The following is a 21,438-nucleotide window of genomic DNA, read 5'->3' as shown; positions in this document are numbered from 1 at the left end:
TCGTTTTCCATTATAGGGGAAAGCGGCGCGAGGCGACAAGGGCGATATAAGGCGCATGGGTGCGACATTGAGCGTAACGCGGGTGGAATCGGCGCGGATCGAGTGTGTTTAAAAACGGTAGGCGATGGGAGCGAGAACGGAACGAAAGTGCGGAAAAGTTCGATGTGGAGGGGCGGTATAGACGTTAGGGCGGAACATAGGGGAAAGCGGCGCGAGGCGACAAGGGCGATATAAGGCGCATGGGTGCGACATTGAGCGTAACGCGGGTGGAATCGGCGCGGATCGAGTGTGTTTAAAAACGGTAGGCGATGGGAGCGAGAACGGAACGAAAGTGCGGAAAAGTTCGATGTGGAGGGGCGGTATAGACGTTAGGGCGGAACATAGGGGAAAGCGGCGCGAGGCGACAAAGGCGATATAAGGCGCATGGGTGCGACATTGAGCGTAACGCGGGTGGATTCGGCGCGGATCGAGTGTGTTTAAAAACGGTAGGCGATGAAACGAGAATGGAATGGGAACGCGGGGAAGGATGAAGGGGAGGGCCGGTGTGGAGGTAAGGGAGCGGAGCGACGCGGTCGCCCGCCCGGAGCTACCCGAGCGGGAACCGATGCAGCGCCTCGTACGCGGGCCGCGCCCCGAAGTTCGTCCGGTACAGGACGAACTCCTCGACGCGCCAGGGCGACGGCGCCGGGGCGAGCGCCGCGAGCAGCGAAGCGTGCGCGGCGAACGGCGCGTCGCCGCGGTACTTGCGCGCGGCGGTAATATGCGCCCGGAACGGGCGCGTGTCGCGCGCGACGCCGCAGGACGCCGCGGCCGCGTCGACGCGCGCATGCAGCGCGCGCAGCTCGTCGGTGCCGCCGGCGACGCCGCACCAGAGAATGTCGGGCGCCGCGCGGCTGCGCCCGAACGTGCCGAAGCCCCCGAGCGACAGCTCGAAGGGGGCGAACCCGGCGACGGCGTCCCGCACGGGCGCCGCGAGCGCGTCGACGAGCGACGGGTCGACGTCGCCGATGAATTTGACGGTGGCGTGGTAATCCGCCGGATGCGTCCAGCGGGCGAACGGCACGTCGCCCCGCACGGTCTGGCAGGCGCGCTCCAGCGCCTCGCGAGCTGCGTCGCCCAGCGCGGCGGCGAAAAACAATCGGATCGAGGAAGTCACAACGCTTCACGTCTCCGTTCTTTGCATGAAAGTTTGTAACGCAATTGTAATCTTGCGTTTACTTGGATTTAACACAGGTCGATTATAGTAAGGATGACCCCCTTTTTGATTATATATTCTATTGAAGCCTGCGGCGACGAGCCGCAGGCGTCTTTCTTTTTTATAGTAACTTATGCTAGCAATTAGTAGGTAGGAATGGTAAAATTTTCATAGAGTCCAAGTTCGCAGCGTCTGTGCGGGAAACCGGAAGGAAACGGAAGTGAAAGGATGTGTCAGCCGCTATCAGTCGGTTCGACCGTCTCGTAACGTTATACGGCGATCGCGTGTACCGGAAAGCGTACGGGATGGTGAAGGATCCGCATCTGGCCCAAGACGTCGCGCAGGAGACGTTCCTTAAGGCGTATCGTCATCTGGACACGGTGCTGGACGAGCGGCGAGCCGGGGCGTGGCTGTCGAAGATCGCGACGAACGCCGCCATCGATCTGATGCGCAAGCGCAGATGCTGGAACGGCATTCCGATGGAGCCGGAGCCGCTGGAAGGCGTCTGCGGCGCGGATGCCGAGGGCGTGGAAGAGGTCGTGTGCCGAAGGCTCGGAGCGGAGCAGCTGATGGAGCAAATCGCGTGGCTGAAGCCCGCCTATCGCGAGGTCGTCTGGATGAAGATCCGGTACGGCTCGAAGGATGCGGAGATCGCCGAACGGCTCGGCGTATCGATCGGCACGGTGAAATCCAGGTTTCACCGGGCGAAGCGATTCATTCGGAGCCGGATGGACGGTTCGCCTTCCACAGCCGGAACATCTCCAGCGAATCGCGAAGATGCGCGGCTTCCTCCTCCGTAAGCGATTCGATCTGCCCGTCCCGAATCGCCGCGTAATACGGCGTCGCGCTCTCGCGGAGAGCGGCCGCCTGCGGGGGACCCGAAGGAGCGGCGGAAGACATGCGTTCGCGGCCGAGCAAGTAATCGACGGACACGTCGAACAGCTCGGCGAATTGCAGAAGCGCGTCCATGTCGGGCCGGCGGATTTCGTTTTCATAACCGGAGATCGTCGATTCGGCCAGCTCGAGGCGCTGCCCCAGCTGCTTCATCGTCCAACCGCGTCGTTTGCGAAGCTCTCGAATTCTAGCGCCGTACATGCGCCCACCTCCGATTTCATTATACTTTGCACAATGCAAAATGTGAATTTTCCCGGAAAACTTCGCGAAATGCGTTGAAATCCCGACTCCAATTCGAGTAAAATAGGGAAAACAATGCAAAACGCGAAGGCGGGCGAATCGATGGAAAGCTTGCTGAAACTGACGAGGGAGCGGGCCGGCATGTCCTTGGAGCATGCGGCCAAGAGGCTCAGCATCTCCCCGGGCTACCTGCTGCAGATCGAGAACGGCGCCCGCGGCGTCGGCGCTCCTCGAGCGACGCAAATCGCGGAGCTGTACGAGCTTGGGAGAGAGGAATTATTCGTCCCGACTCGGTTTATGGCGCGGTACCGAAGCAAAGGAGGGAAATCATGAACGAAACCCCGATTTGGTTTTGGGTGATCGGCATTATCGTCGTATCGGTGTCGGTCGCGCTCGAAATTCGGACGCGGCGAAGCATGAACAAGGAACGCGAGTAAGCCGAAGGAGGCGTGAACGATTCCTTCGCGACAATCCCGGCGCTGCCGCCCACGGAGCGCACGGGATTTTTTTATGCCCGAACGCGCGGCTTCCTCTTTCATACTAAAGCGAACCCCTTTAGGAGATGCTATTGGAAAATGCTGCAAAGGCAGGTGATTTTCCATGAGCACCATCTGGTACCTCCTCGGCGCGATGCTCGGCTACGCGTCGCATCTGTGGTTGGGCTAAGCCCGGTTGTGATATAATGGCAGCAACGTTCGAGAAGGAGGACCTGCCATGAAAGTGGGACTGTTGTTCGGGCTGCTATGGCTGCTGCTCGGCAATCCGTTCGTTGCCATTCTCGTGCTGTTGCTGCTATTATACTTCCTGGACCGGAGTTTTATCGGAATTTTCCCTAGCTTCATGAAGCCGATTCGGCGCAGCCGCAGGCTGTCGAAGGCGCTTCAAGACATTCGCGAACGCCCCTTCGACGTATCCGCGAAGCAAGAAGCCGCGCGTCTCTATATGGAGAAGAAGCGGTGGGGAGACGCCCGCCGCTTGCTCGAAGAGATCATGCCCGCGATGGAACATTCGGCCGAGGTTACTTGCGACCTCGGCATTTGTCGCGTGAAGACGGGCGAACTCGAACAAGGCGAGAGGGATATTCTCAGAGCGCTGGAGATGAATCCGCGCGTGCGGTACGGCGAGCCGTATCTGCGCCTCGCCGAGTCGCTCGCGCCAGTGGATTCCGAACGCGCCGTCGCCGCGCTGCAGCGGTTCCGGGAAGCGAATTCGTCGTCGTGCGAGTTTTATTACAAGCTCGGCCGATTGTACGACGCATTGGGCAAGAAGCCCGACGCGAAAGCGGCGTACGCCGAGGCGGTGGACGTGTATCGGGCGCTGCCGAAATACAAACGAAAGACGGAACGCCGCTGGGCGCTGCTCTCGGCCGCGAGGAACGCCGTCGGGTAAGAATACGGAGGAATGATTGTGGGTCGCGACGTATCGGAGGCCTTTCTGATTTTATTGGTGATCGTGTTGACGTTCGTCATTACGGCGGGCGTGCTGAAGCGCAAGGCGCGCAAGAAGCGGGACTCATAAGGGATCGAGGGCTTCATAGGGAAGGGAGACGGAGTACCGAATGTATTACGTGAACGAAGAACAGATCGACGCGCGGCTTCGGTTTTTGCCGACGGTGACGAAGGCGCTGCGGGAGCTGGCGTCGGGCGCCGCGGCCGGCGCGGGGACGGAACGGACCGGCTCGTCCGCGCTGCTGACGCATTTCGCGCAGGAGCGGGCGCTGCATCTCGCGATCGAAGCGGTCACCGACGTCGGCAGCTTTCTGATCGATGGGTTCATGATGCGCGACGCGAGCAGCTACGAGGATATCGTCGACGTGCTGCGCACGGAGGGCGTGCTGCCGGAACACCTCGCGGACGGCTTGAAGGCGCTGGTCGCGCTGCGGCGTCCGTTGACGCAGGACTACATGGATTTGCCGCGGGACGGCCTCAGGGACGATCTGGAACGGACGGCGGAGCTGCTCGAGCGGTTCGCGCCGCTCGTGACCGCGTTCATCCGGAAGGAACTGCAGCCGTTCGCATGACATAAGGAGGCGGAAGTACGGATGGAACAAGGACAAGCGCAAGGACGAGACGCCGTGAAGCTGACGTCGCTGTCGTCCAAGGGCGGCTGCGGCTGCAAGATCGGACCCGGGGAGTTGTCCGGCATTTTGTCGAGCCTCCCGAAGACGGAGCGGGACCCGAACCTGCTCGTGGGCACCGAGACGAGCGACGACGCGGGCGTTTATAAATTGACGGACGAGCTGGCGCTCGTGCAGACGGTCGACTTCTTCACGCCGATCGTCGACGACCCGTACGCGTTCGGACAAGTCGCGGCGGCGAACGCGCTGAGCGACGTATACGCGATGGGGGGCAAGCCGACGACGGTGCTGAATCTCGTCGCGTTCCCGATCGGAAGGCTCGATCGTTCCGTGCTGGCGGACATTCTCCGCGGCGCGGGAGACAAGGTGCGCGAGGCGGGCGCGACGCTCGTCGGCGGCCACTCGATCGACGATAACGAGCCGAAGTTCGGCCTCGCCGTCACCGGCACGATCCACCCCGACCGCGTGCTGACGAACGCCGGGGCGAAGCCGGGCGACCGGCTCATCTTGACGAAGCCGATCGGCGTCGGCATTCTGACGACCGCGATCAAGCGGGACAAGCTGTCGCCGGAGGAGATCGAACGCGTCACCGCGGTCATGGCGACGCTGAATCGCCGAGCGGCGGAGACGATGGAAGGGTATCCCGTCCACGCCTGCACGGACGTGACGGGCTTCGGCTTGCTCGGCCATGCGCTCGAGATGGCGAAGGGCAGCGGCGCGGGCATCGTCATCGACCAGCCGCAGGTTCCCGTCCTGCCTCGGGCGAAGGAGCTCGCGGACGAGGGCGTCATTCCGGGCGGCACGAAAAACAACTATCGCCACGTCGAGTCGTCGATCGACTTCGCGCCGACGCTGAGCGAAACCGAAAGATACGTGCTTTGCGACGCCGTCACGTCCGGCGGCCTCTTGATAGCCGTCGAAGGCGATCAAGCGGAGGCGCTGCATGCGGCGCTGCGGGAGGCGGGCGTGGAAGCGGCCTTGATCGGCGCCGTCACGGACGCGCACCCGGGACGGATCGTCGTGCGGCACGGGAAGGAAGCGTAAGCCTTGGTAGAAGACATCACCGTAGAACAATTCGTGGAGCTGCTCGGGAGAGGGGATATGACCCCGATCGACGTTCGATCGCCCGGCGAGTTCGCGGAAGGCAGCGTGCCGGGCGCCGTGAACGTGCCGCTGTTCGATAACGAGGAACGGGCGCGGATCGGCACCACGTATAAGCAGCAGAGCGTAGACGCGGCGAAGGAGCTCGGCCTCGAGATCGTATCGGCGAAGCTGCCGGCGTTCATTCGAGAGCTGCAGGGCGTCCCCGGGCGCAAGGCGTTCTTCTGCTGGCGCGGCGGCATGCGGAGCAAGACGGCGTCGACGCTGCTCTCCATCCTCGGCGGACGAATCTACCGCATTCAAGGGGGATTCCGCGCCTATCGGCGATGGGTCGTCGAGACGCTGGCGTCGTACGAGCTGAACCAACCGCTGATCGTATTGAACGGACTGACGGGAACGGGGAAGACGAATATTTTGCGTTCGCTTCACGAGAAGGGGTATCCCGTCCTTGATCTCGAAGGGCTCGCGGCGCATCGCGGGTCGATCTTCGGCGGGGTCGGCCTCGAACCGCACAACCAGCGCACGTTCGACTCGCTGCTCGTGCACGAGCTGATCCGGCTGCGCCACAGCCCGTTCATCGCGATGGAAGGAGAGAGCCGGCGCGTTGGGAAGGCCGTGCTGCCGGAGTTTCTTATGGAAGCGAAGGAGCGGGCGCCGCAGCTGTTTCTGGAGCTGCCGATGGAAGCGCGCGTGACGAACATCCTCGCCGACTACGAGCCGGAGCGGTTCAAGGCGCAATGCATGGAGGCGTTCGAGCGAATCGAGCGGAAAATCCACACGCCGGCCGCGCGGGACATTCGGCAGGCGCTCGAGCGCGACGATTTCCGGGAAGCCGTTCGCGGCTTGCTAGAATACTATTACGATCCGCGCTACGAGCATACGATTTCCGAGTACGCCGCGGAGCGGACCGTCATTCGGGCCGCGACGACGATGGAGGCGGAACGGAAAATCGAAGCGTTTTTGAAGAGGGCCTACCCCCAAGCGAATTAGCGAAGGGGGAGGCCCTCTTCACCATTTCGACGGATCGAACCGCTCCATGTCGAGGCCTTCCCAGACGTTGGCGATCCGGACGAGCTGCGGCTGCGGGAAGACGAGGAAAGCGGTCGGCAAGTACCGCTCGCCCTCCGTCGTCGCCGGCTGATTGACGATGCGGTAGCCCGCCTCGACGTCTCGAGTGACCAGCACGGTCGATGCGCCGCCGTCGAGGTTCGCCGCGACGACCGCCCCGCGGTCGAGGAACAGCTGCTGCACGTCGTACAGCGTGGCGCCGACGCTGTGCGTCTGGCGGCCGTCGATGACGGCGAACAGCACCGTGCCGTCCTCCGTTTGCGCGACCGCCGTGCGGGGCGCGAGGCCCCAGCCGTCCTCGTCGCTCTCCACCAATCCCTTGCCGTTCACGATCAGGCGCGGACGGAACGATACCGCTTCCCGCACGCCCATGCGCTGCAGCTCGTTGAGCGTATATTGCCCGACGATCAACGCGCCGCGGTCGGTGAAGCCGACGACGTCGATCTCGTCTTCGGGGTCGGCATCGTTATAAAACACCTCTCCCCCCGACATGACGATGCCGGTCGGCTTAAATCCGTTGCCGCTCCAGTTCGGATCCGAGAAGCCGCCTCCGTTCACGCCGGCGACCGCGCCGAGGCGTTGCATCATGCGGCTCACCTTCTCGCCCCGGCCGATCGCGCTCGGCACGCCGATGCGGATGCTCAGCGGGTCGGGCACGATGAGCAGCTTGCCGGACCAGCCTTCGCCGGAGACGTCTTCGATGCGGTACAGCGGCTCCGCCGCCGCGTCCGCGCCGGCTCCCGTCCCGGCGCCGCCGGCAGGGCGTTCCGGCACGACCGGACGCAGCGATTCGCGCGCCATCGCGTCGAACCGGCGCTCGTATTCGGCGAGGCGCTCCCGCAGCGCGGCTTCGCCGATGACGTATTTCGCCCAGTGGCGATGCTGCGTCGTAATGAGCGTGTCGGCCGCGAGGTAGCGCAGCCGGGTGCCGGACGGGGTGGCCCAGAGCCAGACGGCGACTCCGGCCGCGAGCAGCGCCAACGCCAGCGCGGCGCGAAGGGCGTTCGCGCGAAGTCCGCGGCGCCGCGAACGCGCCGCCGCCGGCGGGCGTCGAAGCGGGAGCCGGAAGTGCAAAGCCATGACGAAGCCTCCTATCTCTCTCTCTATCGATTTGTTGGACGCGCCGTCGCGGGGAAAGGTTGCGCGGAAACAAGAAGAAGGCAACCCCGATCAGGGATTGCCTTCTAAGCTTTCCAGCTACCCGAGCGGCATCGGCGTCTTATCCAGAAGCTTCTGGAATTCATCGGCCGGCAGCGGCTTGCTGTAAATATAGCCTTGCACTTCGTTGCAGCCGCGTTCCTTCAAGAAGATCAGCTGCTCCGTCGTCTCCACGCCTTCCGCCAGCGACCGCATCTTCATCTGCTGGCTCATCGCGATGAGCGCGGTCACGATCGCCGCGTTATCCTCGTCGGTCGTCACGTCGCGGATGAAGCTCCGGTCGATCTTGAGCGTGTGCACGCGGAATCGCTTCAGATAACTGAGAGAGGAATACCCCGTGCCGAAGTCGTCGATGGAGATGAACACGCCGATCCGCTTCAGCTCTTCGATCGTCTCCATGACGAAGCTGACGTTCTTCATCGCGACGCTTTCGGTAATTTCGAGCGCGAGCCAAGCGGGGTCGAGCCCCGTCTCCGCGAGCGTCTCCTGAATCGTGGCGACGAATTCGGGATGCTGGAATTGTTGCATCGAGATGTTGACCGATACGCACAGATCGTATCCCATGTCATGCCAGCGCTTGTTCTGCATGCACGCTTCGCGCAGCACCCAGTTGCCGATCGGCACGATGACCCCGGTTTCCTCCGCGAGCGGGATGAACTCCCCGGGCGAGACGAGGCCGAGCTCGGGATGTTCCCAACGGACAAGGGCTTCCATTCCGAAAATGTTCCCGCTCTCCAAATCGACGAGCGGCTGATAGTGCACGCGGATTTGGTCGCGGCTCAGCGCCTTGCGCAGATGCGTCTCCAGATGAAGCCGCTCGAGCGAGCGGAAGTTCATGTCCGGATGGTAAAACTCGAACGTGTCGCCGCCCTTCTCCTTCGCGCGGTACATCGCCGTATCCGCATGCTTGATGAGCGTGTCCGCGTCCGTGCCGTCCTCGGGGTAGAAGCTTACGCCGATGCTGGCCGTTACGAACAGCTCTTGGCCTTCGTGATCGTACGGCTTGCTGACGAGGCGTCCCACCTCGCGGGCGAACGCGGCCGCCTCCGCCCGATCGAGCACGTGCGGGATGAGCCAGATGAATTCGTCGCCGGAGAAGCGGGCCATCGTATCCTCGGGACGGACGAGCGTGCGGAGCCGATCGGCCAGCACCTGCAGCATATTGTCGCCGACGTGATGACCTAACGTATCGTTGATGATCTTGAAGCGGTCGAGGTCGAAAAAGAAAATCGCCGGCTTGCGGTTATACGCGCGCGCCTGCTCGAAGCAAGCCTTGACCCGGTCCTGGAACAGCATCCGGTTCGGCAAATTCGTCAGCGCGTCGTGGAACGCGAGATGATTGATTTTCTCGTTGGCGCGCCTGCGCTCTTCCGCGATTTGCATCGCGTTGTACGAGCGTAGGAAGATCGGGTTTTCGTTTTCCGACGTCAATTCGTTCATCAAATCCGCGAGCGGCTCCTCGCCGTCCGGGCCGTAGTTCGAGGCGCGGCTGCACGCTTCGAGCATCTTCATGATGTTCATGACGTGCTGCTTATGTATGCGTGCCGCCGTAGCGGTTTTAAGCGTCTGATCCTTGTCCGTGTCGAGCGTGCCGAGCATGATTCTCCCGCGGTCCGAGTCGTAGGACACGATCTGGTTGACGTTGACGATGTTGTGGGTGTCCAGCATACGGAAGCCGTCCTCGTACAGCCATTCTTCGATGGCGTCGAAAGACAGATTCAAATAGAACTGATCCGTCTTCGTATGAACGAGATACAGCTTATCCTTGATCATATCGATTTTCACGACGTCGGAAGAGTCGATCGTAAAGACGTCTCCTCGTCTGATATCGCGGGTTACCGGCAGCCTTTGCGCCAAATCTATCATCTCCGAGCTTGGGAAACCTAAGAATGCTATTTTCATTGTACCAGTAATATTAAGAAATGCGTAATAGTAAACTTGTCCTGTTTTCCCTAAAATTCGACATAGTTCTCCATCCCTCTTCTTCCGCTCGCCGATAGTGACCTTTTCGAAACCTTCCACATATTCTGGATATCAACGAGGAAACCCAACTTAGATCAGAGGGAAGCGGTTCAATGTGTCTACACATCAGGCCATCGCGATTCTTGACTCGGGCGTAGGCGGGTTAACGGTCGCCAAGGAAGTCATGCGGCAGCTTCCGCGGGAGCGCGTGCTGTATTTCGGCGACACGGCGAGAGCACCCTACGGACCGCGGTCCAAGGAGGAGGTCGCGTTGTTTACGCGCCAGATCGTCGATTATCTGTTGCAGTTCGACCCCAAGATGATCGTCATAGCGTGCAATACGGCGACCGCCGTCGCGATCGAGGCCATCCGCACGAACGTTTCCGTGCCGGTGCTCGGCGTCATTACGCCGGGAGCGCGGGCGGCGATCAAGCAGACGAAGAACGGGCAGATCGGCGTCATCGGCACGGAGGGCACGATTCGAAGCGGCGCGTACGTTACCGCTTTGCGTCGCATCTCCCCGGGCGTGAAGGTCGTCAGCCTCGCTTGTCCGACCCTCGTGCCGCTCGTCGAGAAGGGAATGTTCCGTTCGGAGGAAGCGTCGGACGTCGTCTGCGAGGCGCTTCGACCGCTCCGGAACGAAACGATCGACACGCTGATTCTCGGCTGCACGCATTATCCGTTCCTAGCCGATCGAATCAAGCGATGCATGGGCGAGGACGTCGCCCTAATCTCGTCGGCGGACCAGACCGCCCGCGACATCAGCACGTTGCTATCGCACACCGGGCAGCTCGAGTCGTCGAACGAAGTTCCGGTGCATCGTTTTTTTTGCAGCGGGGATCCGAGGACGTTCCAATGGATCGCCCAGGACTGGTTGAACGAGCAAATCCACGTGACGCCTGTCATGTGGCAAGTACCGAAATTCATCTAATCCGAAACGGAGGGTCATCACGTCATGACAACGGGAAGCGGCATCGTATCGTTCGAGCGGCCCTACGGGTATGCGGAGATGATCCGGGACCTCGAACGGCTCGGAGAAGCGTACCCGACGATGAACGTAACGACGATCGGCGCGAGCGTCTTGGGCAAGCCGCTGCAGGCGATTCGCGTCGGCTGCGGGCCGAAACGCGTCTTCGCGAACGCCGCCTTCCACGCGAACGAGTGGATTACGACGCCGATCGCGATGCGGTTCGTCGAAGAAGCGGCGCGCGCGCTGCGGGACGGAACGCCGTTCCTGGGCCGCGACGCGGCGGAGCTGTTCTCCCGCGTCACGCTCTGGACGGCGCCGATGGTCAATCCCGACGGCGTCGAGCTCGTCTTGCGGGGCGCCGAAGCGGACCATCCGCATCGCGAAGCGCTGCTCGCCTGGAACGGCGGAAGCGAAGATTTTTCCGGCTGGAAGGCCAACGCGCGCGGGGTCGATCTCAATGATCAATTCCCGGCGTACTGGGAGGTCGAGCGGGATCGCCGCGACGTCGCAGGGCCGGGGCCGCGCGACTACACGGGCGAAGCGCCGCTGACGGAGCCCGAGGCGCAGGCGATCGCCCGCTTCACGGAAGCGACGTCGTTCGACGCCGTCGTCGCGCTTCATACGCAAGGACGCGAAATCTATTGGAATTACCGCGACGCGGAGCCGCCGGAGTCCGAGACGCTCGCGGCGCGGCTCTCGGCCGTCAGCGGCTACGAGGCCGTAAAGCTTACGGGGAGCGACGCGGGCTACAAGGATTGGTTCATCCACCGCTTCGGCCGCCCCGGATTTACGGTCGAAGCCGGCTTCGGCGCGAATCCGCTGCCGCTGGACCAGCTGCCGGGCATGTACGAGGAGACGTCCGCGCTTCTGCTCGAGCTGCTGTTGGCATATGCCGGGGGCAACTGATACACTATAAGCATGTTTCGATTCGCGGCAGCGAAGGAGAGGTTCGTCCACCGATGAAGAAGTGGCTCAAGCTTTCAACATGGGCGAGGCTTGTAACCCGGACGATCATGTACTTGCGCGATTCCGACATTCCGCTACGCGAGAAGGCGTTCTTGCTTGTCCCGGCGGCGCTGTACTGGGTGCTGCCGGACGTTCTCCCGTACGTCCCTCTGGACGATATCGCGGTGACGCTTTTTTTGTCGAATTGGTTTTTGCATCGAATCGAGAACAAATATCCGCGGAAGTCGAAGGAGTAGACGGGCATGAAGTGCAAGATTACGCGCAATGCAGCGAAGATGTTGCTGAAAGAGATGGAGTCCGAGGAAAACAAAGAGTTGAAGCTGCGCGTCTACGTGACGCACGCGCACGGCGACCACGCGCACTACGGACTCGGATTGGACACGCCCGGCGAAGACGACGTCGTCGTCGAGACGGACAAGGGGATCGACGTGATCCTCAAGAACGGCGACAAATTCCTGGACGGCGTGATCATCGACTACCTGTACACGCCGGAAGAAGGATTCGTCATCACGAACCCTTCCCAAGGCAATCACGGCGATCACTAAGCCACTTGGCGTAACGAATCGGCCGTATCAGAGCGTCCGCGTAGGCTATCTCTCCCGATAGCGCGCGGACGATTTTTTTTCCCGGCTTGATATTCACTTCGATGATGCGCACGCAACCGCCCTTCTCGACCGCCAGATCGATGCCCAGCTCGACGAACCGCCTGCCGTAGACCGCTTCCAGCGCGTTCGGCAAACCGTCCGCGATGCTGCGGCATTCCGCGACGATCCGCTCCGCTTCGCCTTCGCCGTACATCCGGCCGATGAACTCCGCCGCGCGCCGGACCGCGCCTCCGCCGGACACGTTCGACGCGATCCGCCCCATCCCGCTCTCCCGCACCGCCATCTCCGCGAGTAGCCACTCGTCGCCTTCCGTCTTCTGGACGAGCGCTCTTATATCGTAAACTCCGCCCCTCGGGCTTCGAATATCCATCCACCGCTGAACGACGGCAGAGGCCGGGCGGAAGCGCCTCCGCAGCCGTTCCGCCAGAGCGGCGGGCGCGAGCGGGCCGTCGATCGCGTTGCGCTCCTGCCACCGGAACCGATTCGATTCGCCCGGAGCGCGGCTGATCTTGACGATCCCCTTGCCCTGCTTGCCGTCTCGGGGCTTTACCATGACGGCGCCGTAGCGGGCGGCGAGCCGAACCGCGGCGTCCGGCGACCGCAGAAGCGCGGTTTCCGGCACGTACTTTGCGTACCCCGTCTGCAGCAGCTTCTCGTGAAGCGTCCATTTGTGACCGAGCGCATACCCCGTGAACGGAATGCCGCTTCGACTCGACTTGATGCGTTTCACGCGACGAATCGCGTTCGGCTCCGTGTAGAAGCCCATATCGTGCGCGATATCGGGCAGCGAGCAGCGCCGCCTCCGCCACGCCCCCCCGCGATAGCAGTACGCCTCTACCCGGCGGCGGTATAAATCCACGTCGCTAGGTTCGAACAGCAGCGTAGCTTCGAATCCGAGACGCTCCGCCGCTTTCGCGTAAACCGTGTATTTCTGCGGATTTCGGGAGGCATTCGTCATGATCCCTAACACACTCATGTTGTTCGTACCCCTTCCGCGGCTTTACGCATATCTTATGCGGCTTCTCCCGAAGAGGTCCTTCGGCGTCCGGTCGAAATCGACAGACGGCATAGGGTATACTGGAGTCTGAAGAGTGGATGAAGGAGGGATGCGCGTGGAACGTGCGGAACAATACGCGGAAGCGCTGTTTGGAGGGAAAGGAGACCCCGATCTCGAACGGGCGCTCGCCTCGATCAAGGAGAGAAATATGCCGGACATCTCGGTCAAGCCGGGGTACGGGCGTCTGTTAACGCTGCTCGCCGCCTCGTCGGGCGCCTCCGCCGCGCTCGAGATCGGCGCGCTCGCCGGCTATAGCGGCATCTGTCTCGCACGCGGCTTGCGCCCCGGCGGCACGTTGACGTCCTTGGAGCTGAAGCCCGAATATGCGGAGCTGGCGAAGGCGAACCTAACCGCGGCCGGCTTCGGCGACGTCGTCGAGTACCGCGTCGGCGAGGCGCTCGCGAATCTCGAGACGCTCGCCTCGGAAGGGAAAACCTTCGACTTCTTCTTCATCGACGCGGACAAGGGCAATTACCCTAATTACTTAGACTGGGCGTTAAAGCTCGGCCGCCCCGGCGCGATCGTCGTCGGCGACAACGTGCTGCTGAAGGGTAGAATCGTGGAAGAAGAGTCGACGTCGCCGTCGGTTCGCGCGATGCGCGTCTTCAACGAGCGAATCGCGACAGATCCGCGTCTGCAGGGCGTCATCCTGCCGGCTTACGACGGACTGTCCATCGCCCGCATCGTGTGAGGGCCATCGCGGCCGCGCTTCGGCGCGGCTTTTTCCGTTATACGGCCCTCCGTTGTTGTTCCCGCCCATCCCCCGCGCCGGGACCGCCGGCTGCGTTCTGCGTTCTGCGTTCTGTCGACCCTAGCCGCGCTTCCCTCCCGCAATTGCGTCTCCTTCCGGACCCGCTGCGTTTCCGTACTCCCGTTGCCGCCATCCGCGCTTTGCTGCCGCCAACTCGCTTCCATCGCCCAAGCCGTTCTACCGGAAACCTGCCTTAGCCCCTCCTCCTCCCTCATGCCTTTTTTATTTTTTGCTTTAACTCAGGAAGTCGGAAAAAGCGATTTCCGCGTAGGAAAAGGAAAGTTACCGACACTGATCCTCCTGAGTTAAGGACAAGAACGAAAAAGACAGGAGGAACAGGGGAGGGGGTGAAAAAATGCATTGAAATGGGAACGAATGTTCGATATAATGGGGAAAACGGGGAACCGGGAGGGGCTCGGATGGGGGCGGCAAAGGCGGCAAAGGCGGCAATCGTGGAGGTCGGGACGGCCGAGGCTTGCGCGGCGAATGCAATGGATGATGCGTGGACGAAGGCGTATGCGATCGACGATTGGGACGTATGGAACGGAAGGTTCGATATGGAGCAAGTGTTCCCGACGGAGGAAGTATGCCGGCAGTACGTCGTCCGGAAGCGGTGGCCGCAAGGCTTTAGCTGTCCGCGTTGCTACGAGCGTCTTAGTTATCCCGTCGAGAAACGGGGTTTAATGGAATGCTCGAGGCCGAGCTGCAGGTACCAGGTGTCGATTACGGCCGGTACGATCTTTCATCGGACGAGGACGCCGCTCAAGAAGTGGTTTTACGCGATCAAGTGGGTGAATGATAATCGCTTGCTCCATCCGAGCTTCCTTCGCGAGCGACTGGGCGTCTCTTACAAGACGGCCTGTTCGATGTTGAGCAAGATTCAGGATGCGCTCGACTACTACTGCAGGACGGTCGCCTCGGAGCTGAGACACCCGATGGAAGCGATCTTTCTTCATCCGGACATCGAGGCCTCGCCCGACTTCCCGAAGGAAGCCGTCCTGCAATACGAGTGCGTCGAAGAGGGGGAACCGCCGAGGCCAGGGAAAATTACGCGCGACGAATGGGAGGAACGTCATGAGATCAAGAAGATTTTCTTCCAAGCGCGAAGGTCCTGCTTTCTGTTGAACGTGATCGCCTGTATCGAGGCGCCGCCGCTCCGCGACATTATCCGGGAGCGGAGGAGCCGCGCTTCTTCCGCAGCGTAACCCACGTCCACGCGGCGTTCGTCAGAAGCATGACGCAGGCGAAGAAGAAGATGCCGCGGATGCCGATCCAGCCCGCCAAGGCGCCCCCGATCATCGGTCCGAGGATGTTGCCGAGGCTGAGGAAGCTGCTGTTGAAGCCGAAAGCGCGGCTTTCCATGCCGTCGGGCGTATAGACGCGCAGCAGCGCGTTCACCGACGGCAGCATGCCGCCCATGAACAGCCCCAGCAGGAACCGGCTCGCGATCAGCTGCCAGATGTTATCGACGAACGCCTGCGGGATGAAGGAGAGCGCCGCGCCGATCAAGCAGACGGTCAGCACCTTCTCGTAGCCGACGCGATCGGCGAAGCGTCCGAGCAGCGGCGATGCCGCCATATTGGCGAAGCCTGTGATGGAGCCGACGAGACCGGCGTAGAAGGCAAGCCTCACAGTCCCGTGCAGCTCTTGAACGAATAGCGGGATCAGCAGCAGGGAACTGAGCATCGCAACTTGGATGCCGACGGTCACCGCGAACAGGGCCGGAATTTGCGGAGCCTTGATCAACCGGCGGAAGCTGTCGCCGAGGGAGACGGCGGCGCCTTTGCGCGAGGAGCCGTCCCGCACGAAGTTTTCCTTTACGACCGCCCAAGCGAGAAGACTGGCGAGCAGCAGCAAGCTGCCTGTGATATAGAAGATAGGCCGATACCCGACCCACTCGGCGAGCACGCCGCCGATGAACGGGCCCAGGATCGTACCGGCGACGGCGCCGGACTGCAGCGTGCCCATGGCGAAGCCCATCCGCTCCTTCGGCGCGGAGGCGGACATTAACGCGGTGGCGGCGGGGACGTAGCCCGAGATGACGCCGTTCAACATGCGAAGGGCGAGCAGCTGCCAAGCGCTCGTCGCGAAGCCCATGAGCAGCATGACGATCGCCATGCCGAATCCGGAGCGCAGCAGCATGATCTTGCGGCCGTATCGGTCGGCCAACCCGCCCCATAGCGGCTGCGCGATGAACGACGTAATGAAGTTGGAGGCGAAGATCGCGTTCGCCCACCAGGCGACTTGCGCCGGGTCGGAGACGCCTAATTCTTCCTGCACGTATAGAGAGATGAACGGCATGATCATCGACATGCCGGACATGACGAGAAACTGACCGAACCAGAGTACGGCCAAATTGATTTTCCAACGCTCCATGGGGGTCCTCCGTTCCGGGAATACGGACCTTTACATTATACACAATAAATCCGATGCATAAATTTGCCAATCGACGGGAACCGTAATGGATGCCGCGCGTTTCGCGCTATACATCGTTAAGGAGCTGACCAATCCGTGAAATTCGGTGCCCATGAAGTGATGGAAGTTTCGGAGATTTTGTCGGAGAAGATGAATTTAATCAACCATATGGCGTTGTACGAGCAAGAAGCCCAAGACGAACAGCTTCGCTCGATGATTCGCCGCCAGATGGATATGGCGATCGCCGCGTACGACAATATGGTGGCGTACACTCACGATTTCAGCGCGCGTCAAGGGATGCCGGCGCCGTTCGCGCAGCCGGACGCCAACATGGAACGGCTCAAATACGGCTTGCGCAACCCGCAGCCGGTCGCTCCTCAGCGCACGGGCCGCTTCAACGACACGATGATCGCTTCGGCTCTTCTCGCGGCGCATAAAGCTTCCGCGACTTGCCACATTCAACGCGGCCTCGAAGTGACCGACCCGACGTTGCGCCAGATGTTCATGAACGGCGCGATCACGTGCTTCAACCAAGCGTACGAGACGTTCCTCTTCATGAATCAGCAGGGTACGTATCAAGTGCCGACGATTCACGATCATACGGCGAAGACGATGCTCCACTCGTTCCTGCCGATGAACAACCAAGGGCTGATGATGGAAGAAGGAATGGCAGGCCAGATGCAGAGCGGCATGCCGGCCTACGGCGGACAAGCCGCGCAAGGTGCGCAAGGCGGGATGCAGGGTCAGATGCAGCAGCGCATGAACTCCAACCAAGCGATGCAAGCGGGCCAAGCCGGCATGTCGCCGAACGCGATGAATATGCCGCAGATGACCGGTCATTACATGAACCAATAATTGCCCAAGTAGGGAGAGCGCCCCATCCGGACGCTCTCCTTTTGTGTTATAATGACAGGATGCAATGGGGGGAGAAGGAGCAGGTTGGCATGAGTCGAACAAGAACGGAAACGATGCGCCGCCGTCGGGCGTCGTCCCGAAGGCGCAAGCTCGCGGCGTTGAACGCGGTGTTGTTGGTCGCCGTCGGCGTCGTCGTCGCCTGGAACGTGTGGGCGTCGAACTCGGGCGGGGACACCGCGGATGGGCGGCCGATGCAGGAGAGCGCCGCGGGGCCGACGCCCGGCGAGAGCGAGGCGCCGGACGACGAAGCGGCTGCGCCGGAGGAGCCGGCAGACGAGATGGGCGACGACGGCGAAGGAACGGCGGGCCAGGAGACGTCGACGGACGGAGAAGCGACGGAGCCGGGAGCAGGGCCCGGATCGGAGACGCCGGAGACCGAGACGCCCGGCGCGGGCGGCGACGGCGGACGCGTGAAGCTCGCCTTCGTCGGCGACGTGCTGCTTGGAGAGTACGTCGGTACGCTGCTAGAGCGTCACGGCTTCGATTACCCGTATACGCATGTGAAGGGGCAGCTGCAGGGCGCGGATCTGGCGATCGCGAATTTGGAAACGTCGGTCACGTCGCTCGGCGGAGAGAAGCCGGGGAAGAAGCAATACGAATTCCGCAGCGATCCGGACGCGCTGCCCGCGTTCAAGGAAGCGGGCTTCGATCTCGTCAACCTGGCGAACAATCATACGCTCGATTTCGGCCCGGACGCGCTACGCGATACGATGAAGCATCTCGAAGAGAGCGAATTGTTGCACGTCGGCGCCGGAGAGACGATGGACGAGGCGTATACGCCTGTTTACGTCGAGAAGAACGGGCTGCGCATCGCGGTGTTCGGCTTCACGCGGGTCGTTCCGGACGTATCGTGGAAGGTCGGGAAAAATAGTCTCGGGCTGGCGGAGACGTACGATTATACTGAGCCCGTCAAGGCGATCAAGAAGGCCGCCGAAGAAGCGGATCTCGTCGTCGTCATGGCGCATTGGGGCGAGGAGCGCGCGCAGGAGCCGCATCCGGAGAAGCAGGTCGACCTCGGCCGCCGGTTCGTCGACGCCGGCGCGGATCTGGTCGTCGGGTCGCACCCGCACGTACTGCAAGGGTTCGAACGGTACGGCGGCGGATGGATCGCGTACAGCTTGGGCAACTTCATCTTCACGAAATCCAAAGATCCGCTGACGTACGAAGCCGCGATTCTGGAGGCGGAATGCGGCGAGGGCGGCGATTGCAGCCTGAAGCTGACGCCGTACTTCGCGGATACGCCGCAGCCGCAGCCGATGCCGCCGGAGCGGACGAAGGAGCTGCTGGCTCGGCTCGATCAGCTGTCCGTGGGAGCGTCGGTCGACGCCGAAGGGAAGATCGAGCCGGACGACGAGTGACGATGACGAACGCAAACGAGGAACGTCGTACATAGAGGAGACCGCCACGATATGAAATACCGCAATGTATACTGCATCGGGCGCAATTACGCGATGCACGCGAAGGAGCTCGGCAACGAGGTGCCGAAGTCGCCGATCGTATTTCTGAAACCGACGCATGCGCTCGTGCCGTTCGAGGGAACCGTTCCGATGCCGGCGGGCGTCGGCGAAGTGCATCACGAAGCGGAGATCGTGCTTCGCGTCGCTAAGGCGTACGAGCCGGGGGCAAGCGTCGACGACTTGGTCGACCGGATGACGCTCGGGCTGGACTTCACGCTTCGGGACGTGCAATCCGCGCTGAAGAGCAAGGGGCAGCCGTGGCTCGCGGCCAAGGGCTTCCGCCATTCGGCGCCGATCTGCGAATGGATGCCATTCCCCGGAGCGGCCGCGATTCAAGACGTCGAGTTTCTGCTAAAGAAGAACGGCGAGACGGCGCAGCGCGGCTTCGCGCGCGAGATGATCTTCTCGCTGCAGACGCTGGTCGATCACCTGGGTATGAACTACGGACTCGACGAAGGCGACGTCATCTTCACGGGCACGCCGGCGGGCGTCGGTCCGGTCGCGGACGGCGACGCGCTGGAGCTCGTTCTGGAAGGCCGAACGGTCGGCGCTTGCACGATCTCGATGAAGTAGCGGGACGCGAGGACAACGAAGAAGCGAGGCGCTCCGAAATGGAATGGAGGCCTCGCTTCTTCGTTTACGCAGATGCTTCGGGAATGGCGTCCTGGTAAGCGTCGCGTATTTTCAAAATGGCGGGCAATTGCTCGAAAAACGCGTCGACGACCTTCGGGTCGAAGTGCTGGCCGCGCTCTTCCTTGAACAAGTTCAAGATGCGGTCCAGCTCCCAAGCCTTCTTGTATACGCGCTCGCTGCCCAAGGCGTCGAACACGTCCGCGATCGCGGTGATCCGACCGTACACGTGGATTTCTTCGCCCTTCAGTCCGTTCGGGTAGCCGCGGCCGTTCCACTTCTCGTGGTGCTGGGAAGCGACGACGGCGGCGATCTTCAGCAGCTCGCGGCGCGAATTTTTCAAAAGATTGTATCCGATGGTCGTATGCGTCTTCATGACGTCGTATTCCTCGTCCGTCAGCTTGCCGGGCTTCTTCAGGACGGCGTCGGGAATCGCGACCTTGCCGATGTCGTGCATCGGCGACGCGAGCTTCAGCTTCTCGGCGTCTTCTTGGGAGATGCCCATGCCGAGCGCCAGTATGTAGGAATACTCCGCGACGCGCTTGACGTGGTTGCCCGTCTCCTTCGAACGGCTCTCGCCGATCTCGCCCATCGTGAAGATGATTTCCTTCTGCGTCTCTTCGATTTCCTGCTGCAGCATAACGGATTCGATCGACTTCCCGGAGTAGGAGGCGGCCAGCTTCAAGTACTCGAGATCTTTGTTCGAAAATACTTCCGCTTCCGTCAGCTTGTTAATCGCTTGATACGCTCCGATGATGCGCCCTTCGTTGTTCCGGAACGGCACGACCATGAGCGCCTTCGTATGATAGCCGGTTCGCTTGTCGACGGCGATGGCGCCGCTCAGCAGGACGTCCCGGTACGGTACGTTGGTGTAGGCGTCGTCGATGAAGATCGCTTCGCCGGAGGAGATCGACATGCCGACGAGACCGGAATTCAGCGGGATCCGAATTTCTTTGACGCCGTGCGCGACCGTCGTGAACAGCTCTTCGGTCCGCTCGTCGATGAGCCAGACCGAGCAACGGTCGGCTACGACCATCTCGCGGCCCATGTTCGCCATGAGGATCAACACGTTGTCGAGAATGCGTTCGTTCGCGATCTTGGCCGTGTATTCGAAGATGACGCTAAGCATCTGCTCGGACGACAGGTCTTGCTTCATCTTGACGACTTCTAATTCGTATTCATCATGCATGCGTCGGCACCTCTCCGGCTGGTTGCTTTATCCTGTTAAATAGCAACCTTATTTTAGCAGAGAGAGCGCGGTTTATCGACGGTTTTTTCGAAACGAAAAAATTTTTTGAATATTTAGACGTATCATTATATGATAGGATTACGCATAAAGACTAACCATGGAGGTGGCGCGAATGGCGAATTCGGACGGCAAGTATATTTTCGTGTTTACGGGGCCCGACGGATCGGGACGCAAGTCCGTGGCGGACGCGGTCGGCCTTACCCTTGGCGTCAGGAAGGTCATCTCGTATACGACGCGGGGCAGGCGGCCGATCGAAGAGGATGGGCAGGATTACAACTTCGTCAGCGAGGCGGAATTCCGGGAAGCGGCGGCGTCGGGTCAATTCGTGGAGCATCTGACGATCGACGGATACCGGTACGGCGTTAAGGAAGCGGATATTTCTTCCGCGTTCGAGAAGGGAAGCGTTTACCTCATTCTCAACCGCCACGGCGCGGACATTCTGCGGGAGCTGTACGGCGACGTCGTCGTCCGCATCTTCCTGTACGCGGACCGGAATACGATCCGAGAGCGGCAGGTGCAGGAAGGGTTGTCAGAGCCGGAAATCGAGCAGCGATTATCCCACTACGACGAGGACATGGCGTACGGGCCGCAGTGCGAGCATTCGGTGGAAAACATCAACGACCTCGGGCACACGATTTTCCACGTGACGAACGTACTGGAAGAGTATCTGCAGCGGGATCTGGTCGACAAAGACTAATGTAAGATTCATTCGGAATAGGCTTCGAAAA

General features: G+C 61.4%; 24 protein-coding genes. 17 read left to right on the top strand and 7 right to left on the bottom strand.

Going from position 1 to position 21,438, the window contains the following annotated elements; all coding sequences use genetic code 11:
• Window positions 1-586 precede the first annotated feature (586 nt).
• Window positions 587-1,156, bottom strand: coding sequence for an RNA 2',3'-cyclic phosphodiesterase (gene thpR / locus FE782_RS03040; protein WP_138192355.1), 570 nt, complete (start codon window positions 1,154-1,156; stop codon window positions 587-589).
• Window positions 1,157-1,425: 269 nt separating this feature from the next.
• Here thpR and FE782_RS03035 point away from each other — a divergent pair, with 269 nt between their 5' ends.
• Window positions 1,426-1,995: an RNA polymerase sigma factor gene (locus FE782_RS03035; protein ID WP_138192353.1), complete on the top strand. Its 570-nt coding sequence runs from the start codon at window positions 1,426-1,428 to the stop codon at window positions 1,993-1,995.
• Here the strand turns inward: FE782_RS03035 and FE782_RS03030 are convergent.
• Window positions 1,910-2,290, bottom strand: a complete 381-nt coding sequence (locus tag FE782_RS03030; RefSeq protein ID WP_138192350.1) for a helix-turn-helix domain-containing protein — start codon at window positions 2,288-2,290, stop codon at window positions 1,910-1,912. The genes FE782_RS03035 and FE782_RS03030 overlap by 86 nt on opposite strands.
• Window positions 2,291-2,431: 141 nt before the next feature.
• On the opposite strand from FE782_RS03030, the gene FE782_RS03025 reads away from it, so the two are divergent.
• The 6 genes from FE782_RS03025 to mnmH all read left to right on the top strand — a co-directional run bounded on the left by FE782_RS03025 (window position 2,432) and on the right by mnmH (window position 6,497).
• Complete coding sequence (locus FE782_RS03025; protein ID WP_138192348.1) at window positions 2,432-2,662, top strand: helix-turn-helix domain-containing protein; 231 nt, start codon at window positions 2,432-2,434, stop codon at window positions 2,660-2,662.
• Between the two features lie 381 nt (window positions 2,663-3,043).
• Complete coding sequence (locus FE782_RS03020) at window positions 3,044-3,718, top strand: tetratricopeptide repeat protein (RefSeq protein WP_138192346.1); 675 nt, start codon at window positions 3,044-3,046, stop codon at window positions 3,716-3,718.
• An 18-nt stretch (window positions 3,719-3,736) separates the two neighbouring features.
• Window positions 3,737-3,847 carry an amino acid ABC transporter permease gene (locus FE782_RS03015; protein ID WP_238392311.1) on the top strand — a complete coding sequence of 37 codons (111 nt, stop codon included), beginning with the start codon at window positions 3,737-3,739 and terminating at the stop codon, window positions 3,845-3,847.
• Window positions 3,848-3,887: 40 nt separating this feature from the next.
• Complete coding sequence (locus FE782_RS03010) at window positions 3,888-4,349, top strand: DUF86 domain-containing protein (protein WP_138192342.1); 462 nt, start codon at window positions 3,888-3,890, stop codon at window positions 4,347-4,349.
• Between the two features lie 21 nt (window positions 4,350-4,370).
• Window positions 4,371-5,450, top strand: coding sequence for a selenide, water dikinase SelD (gene selD / locus FE782_RS03005; RefSeq protein WP_138192340.1), 1,080 nt, complete (start codon window positions 4,371-4,373; stop codon window positions 5,448-5,450).
• A 3-nt stretch (window positions 5,451-5,453) separates the two neighbouring features.
• Entirely contained in the window at window positions 5,454-6,497 is a 1,044-nt protein-coding gene (gene mnmH, locus FE782_RS03000; RefSeq protein WP_138192338.1) for a tRNA 2-selenouridine(34) synthase MnmH, read from the top strand.
• 18 nt (window positions 6,498-6,515) lie between these two features.
• On the opposite strand, the gene FE782_RS02995 is transcribed toward mnmH, so the two are convergent.
• Window positions 6,516-7,655 carry a phosphodiester glycosidase family protein gene (locus FE782_RS02995; RefSeq protein WP_138192336.1) on the bottom strand — a complete coding sequence of 380 codons (1,140 nt, stop codon included), beginning with the start codon at window positions 7,653-7,655 and terminating at the stop codon, window positions 6,516-6,518.
• 117 nt (window positions 7,656-7,772) lie between these two features.
• Window positions 7,773-9,590: an EAL domain-containing protein gene (locus FE782_RS02990; protein WP_439116413.1), complete on the bottom strand. Its 1,818-nt coding sequence runs from the start codon at window positions 9,588-9,590 to the stop codon at window positions 7,773-7,775.
• A gap of 220 nt (window positions 9,591-9,810) precedes the next feature.
• Here FE782_RS02990 and racE point away from each other — a divergent pair, with 220 nt between their 5' ends.
• Genes racE through FE782_RS02970 form a run of 4 tightly spaced genes read left to right on the top strand, consistent with a single transcriptional unit; the run spans window position 9,811 to window position 12,176 of the window.
• Window positions 9,811-10,626, top strand: coding sequence for a glutamate racemase (gene racE / locus FE782_RS02985; RefSeq protein WP_138192331.1), 816 nt, complete (start codon window positions 9,811-9,813; stop codon window positions 10,624-10,626).
• Between the two features lie 24 nt (window positions 10,627-10,650).
• Window positions 10,651-11,571 (top strand): M14 family metallopeptidase, encoded by a 921-nt coding sequence (locus FE782_RS02980; RefSeq protein WP_138192329.1) that lies wholly within the window; start codon window positions 10,651-10,653, stop codon window positions 11,569-11,571.
• 53 nt (window positions 11,572-11,624) lie between these two features.
• Entirely contained in the window at window positions 11,625-11,867 is a 243-nt protein-coding gene (locus FE782_RS02975; RefSeq protein WP_138192327.1) for a hypothetical protein, read from the top strand.
• A 6-nt stretch (window positions 11,868-11,873) separates the two neighbouring features.
• Complete coding sequence (locus FE782_RS02970; RefSeq protein WP_138192325.1) at window positions 11,874-12,176, top strand: HesB/IscA family protein; 303 nt, start codon at window positions 11,874-11,876, stop codon at window positions 12,174-12,176.
• Here FE782_RS02970 and FE782_RS02965 read toward each other — a convergent pair.
• On the bottom strand, window positions 12,139-13,212 hold the full coding sequence (locus tag FE782_RS02965; protein ID WP_138192323.1) for a YheC/YheD family endospore coat-associated protein: 1,074 nt from the start codon (window positions 13,210-13,212) through the stop codon (window positions 12,139-12,141). The genes FE782_RS02970 and FE782_RS02965 overlap by 38 nt on opposite strands.
• A 130-nt stretch (window positions 13,213-13,342) precedes the next feature.
• On the opposite strand from FE782_RS02965, the gene FE782_RS02960 reads away from it, so the two are divergent.
• Window positions 13,343-13,984: an O-methyltransferase gene (locus FE782_RS02960; protein WP_138192321.1), complete on the top strand. Its 642-nt coding sequence runs from the start codon at window positions 13,343-13,345 to the stop codon at window positions 13,982-13,984.
• A gap of 479 nt (window positions 13,985-14,463) precedes the next feature.
• Window positions 14,464-15,249, top strand: a complete 786-nt coding sequence (locus FE782_RS02955) for a transposase (protein WP_138192319.1) — start codon at window positions 14,464-14,466, stop codon at window positions 15,247-15,249.
• Here the strand turns inward: FE782_RS02955 and FE782_RS02950 are convergent.
• Entirely contained in the window at window positions 15,209-16,420 is a 1,212-nt protein-coding gene (locus FE782_RS02950) for an MFS transporter (protein WP_138192317.1), read from the bottom strand. The genes FE782_RS02955 and FE782_RS02950 overlap by 41 nt on opposite strands.
• A 135-nt stretch (window positions 16,421-16,555) precedes the next feature.
• On the opposite strand from FE782_RS02950, the gene FE782_RS02945 reads away from it, so the two are divergent.
• The 3 genes from FE782_RS02945 (at window position 16,556) to FE782_RS02935 (ending at window position 19,404) form a co-directional block, all read left to right on the top strand.
• On the top strand, window positions 16,556-17,314 hold the full coding sequence (locus tag FE782_RS02945; protein WP_138192315.1) for a spore coat protein: 759 nt from the start codon (window positions 16,556-16,558) through the stop codon (window positions 17,312-17,314).
• 89 nt (window positions 17,315-17,403) lie between these two features.
• Window positions 17,404-18,732, top strand: coding sequence for a CapA family protein (locus FE782_RS02940; protein ID WP_158299229.1), 1,329 nt, complete (start codon window positions 17,404-17,406; stop codon window positions 18,730-18,732).
• A gap of 51 nt (window positions 18,733-18,783) precedes the next feature.
• Window positions 18,784-19,404 carry a fumarylacetoacetate hydrolase family protein gene (locus FE782_RS02935; protein WP_138192311.1) on the top strand — a complete coding sequence of 207 codons (621 nt, stop codon included), beginning with the start codon at window positions 18,784-18,786 and terminating at the stop codon, window positions 19,402-19,404.
• Between the two features lie 64 nt (window positions 19,405-19,468).
• Here the strand turns inward: FE782_RS02935 and FE782_RS02930 are convergent, their stop codons facing one another.
• Window positions 19,469-20,650 (bottom strand): HD domain-containing phosphohydrolase, encoded by a 1,182-nt coding sequence (locus FE782_RS02930; protein WP_138192309.1) that lies wholly within the window; start codon window positions 20,648-20,650, stop codon window positions 19,469-19,471.
• A 172-nt stretch (window positions 20,651-20,822) separates the two neighbouring features.
• Between FE782_RS02930 and FE782_RS02925 the strand changes: the two genes are divergently transcribed.
• Window positions 20,823-21,407 (top strand): guanylate kinase, encoded by a 585-nt coding sequence (locus FE782_RS02925; protein WP_138192308.1) that lies wholly within the window; start codon window positions 20,823-20,825, stop codon window positions 21,405-21,407.
• The last annotated feature ends 31 nt before the right edge of the window (window positions 21,408-21,438 follow it).

Source organism: Paenibacillus antri (assembly GCF_005765165.1).
In the GTDB taxonomy this organism is placed as follows: domain Bacteria; phylum Bacillota; class Bacilli; order Paenibacillales; family YIM-B00363; genus Paenibacillus_AE; species Paenibacillus_AE antri.
Note: the sequence above shows the minus strand (reverse complement) of the source record. Positions and strands in the feature narration are given on the sequence as shown.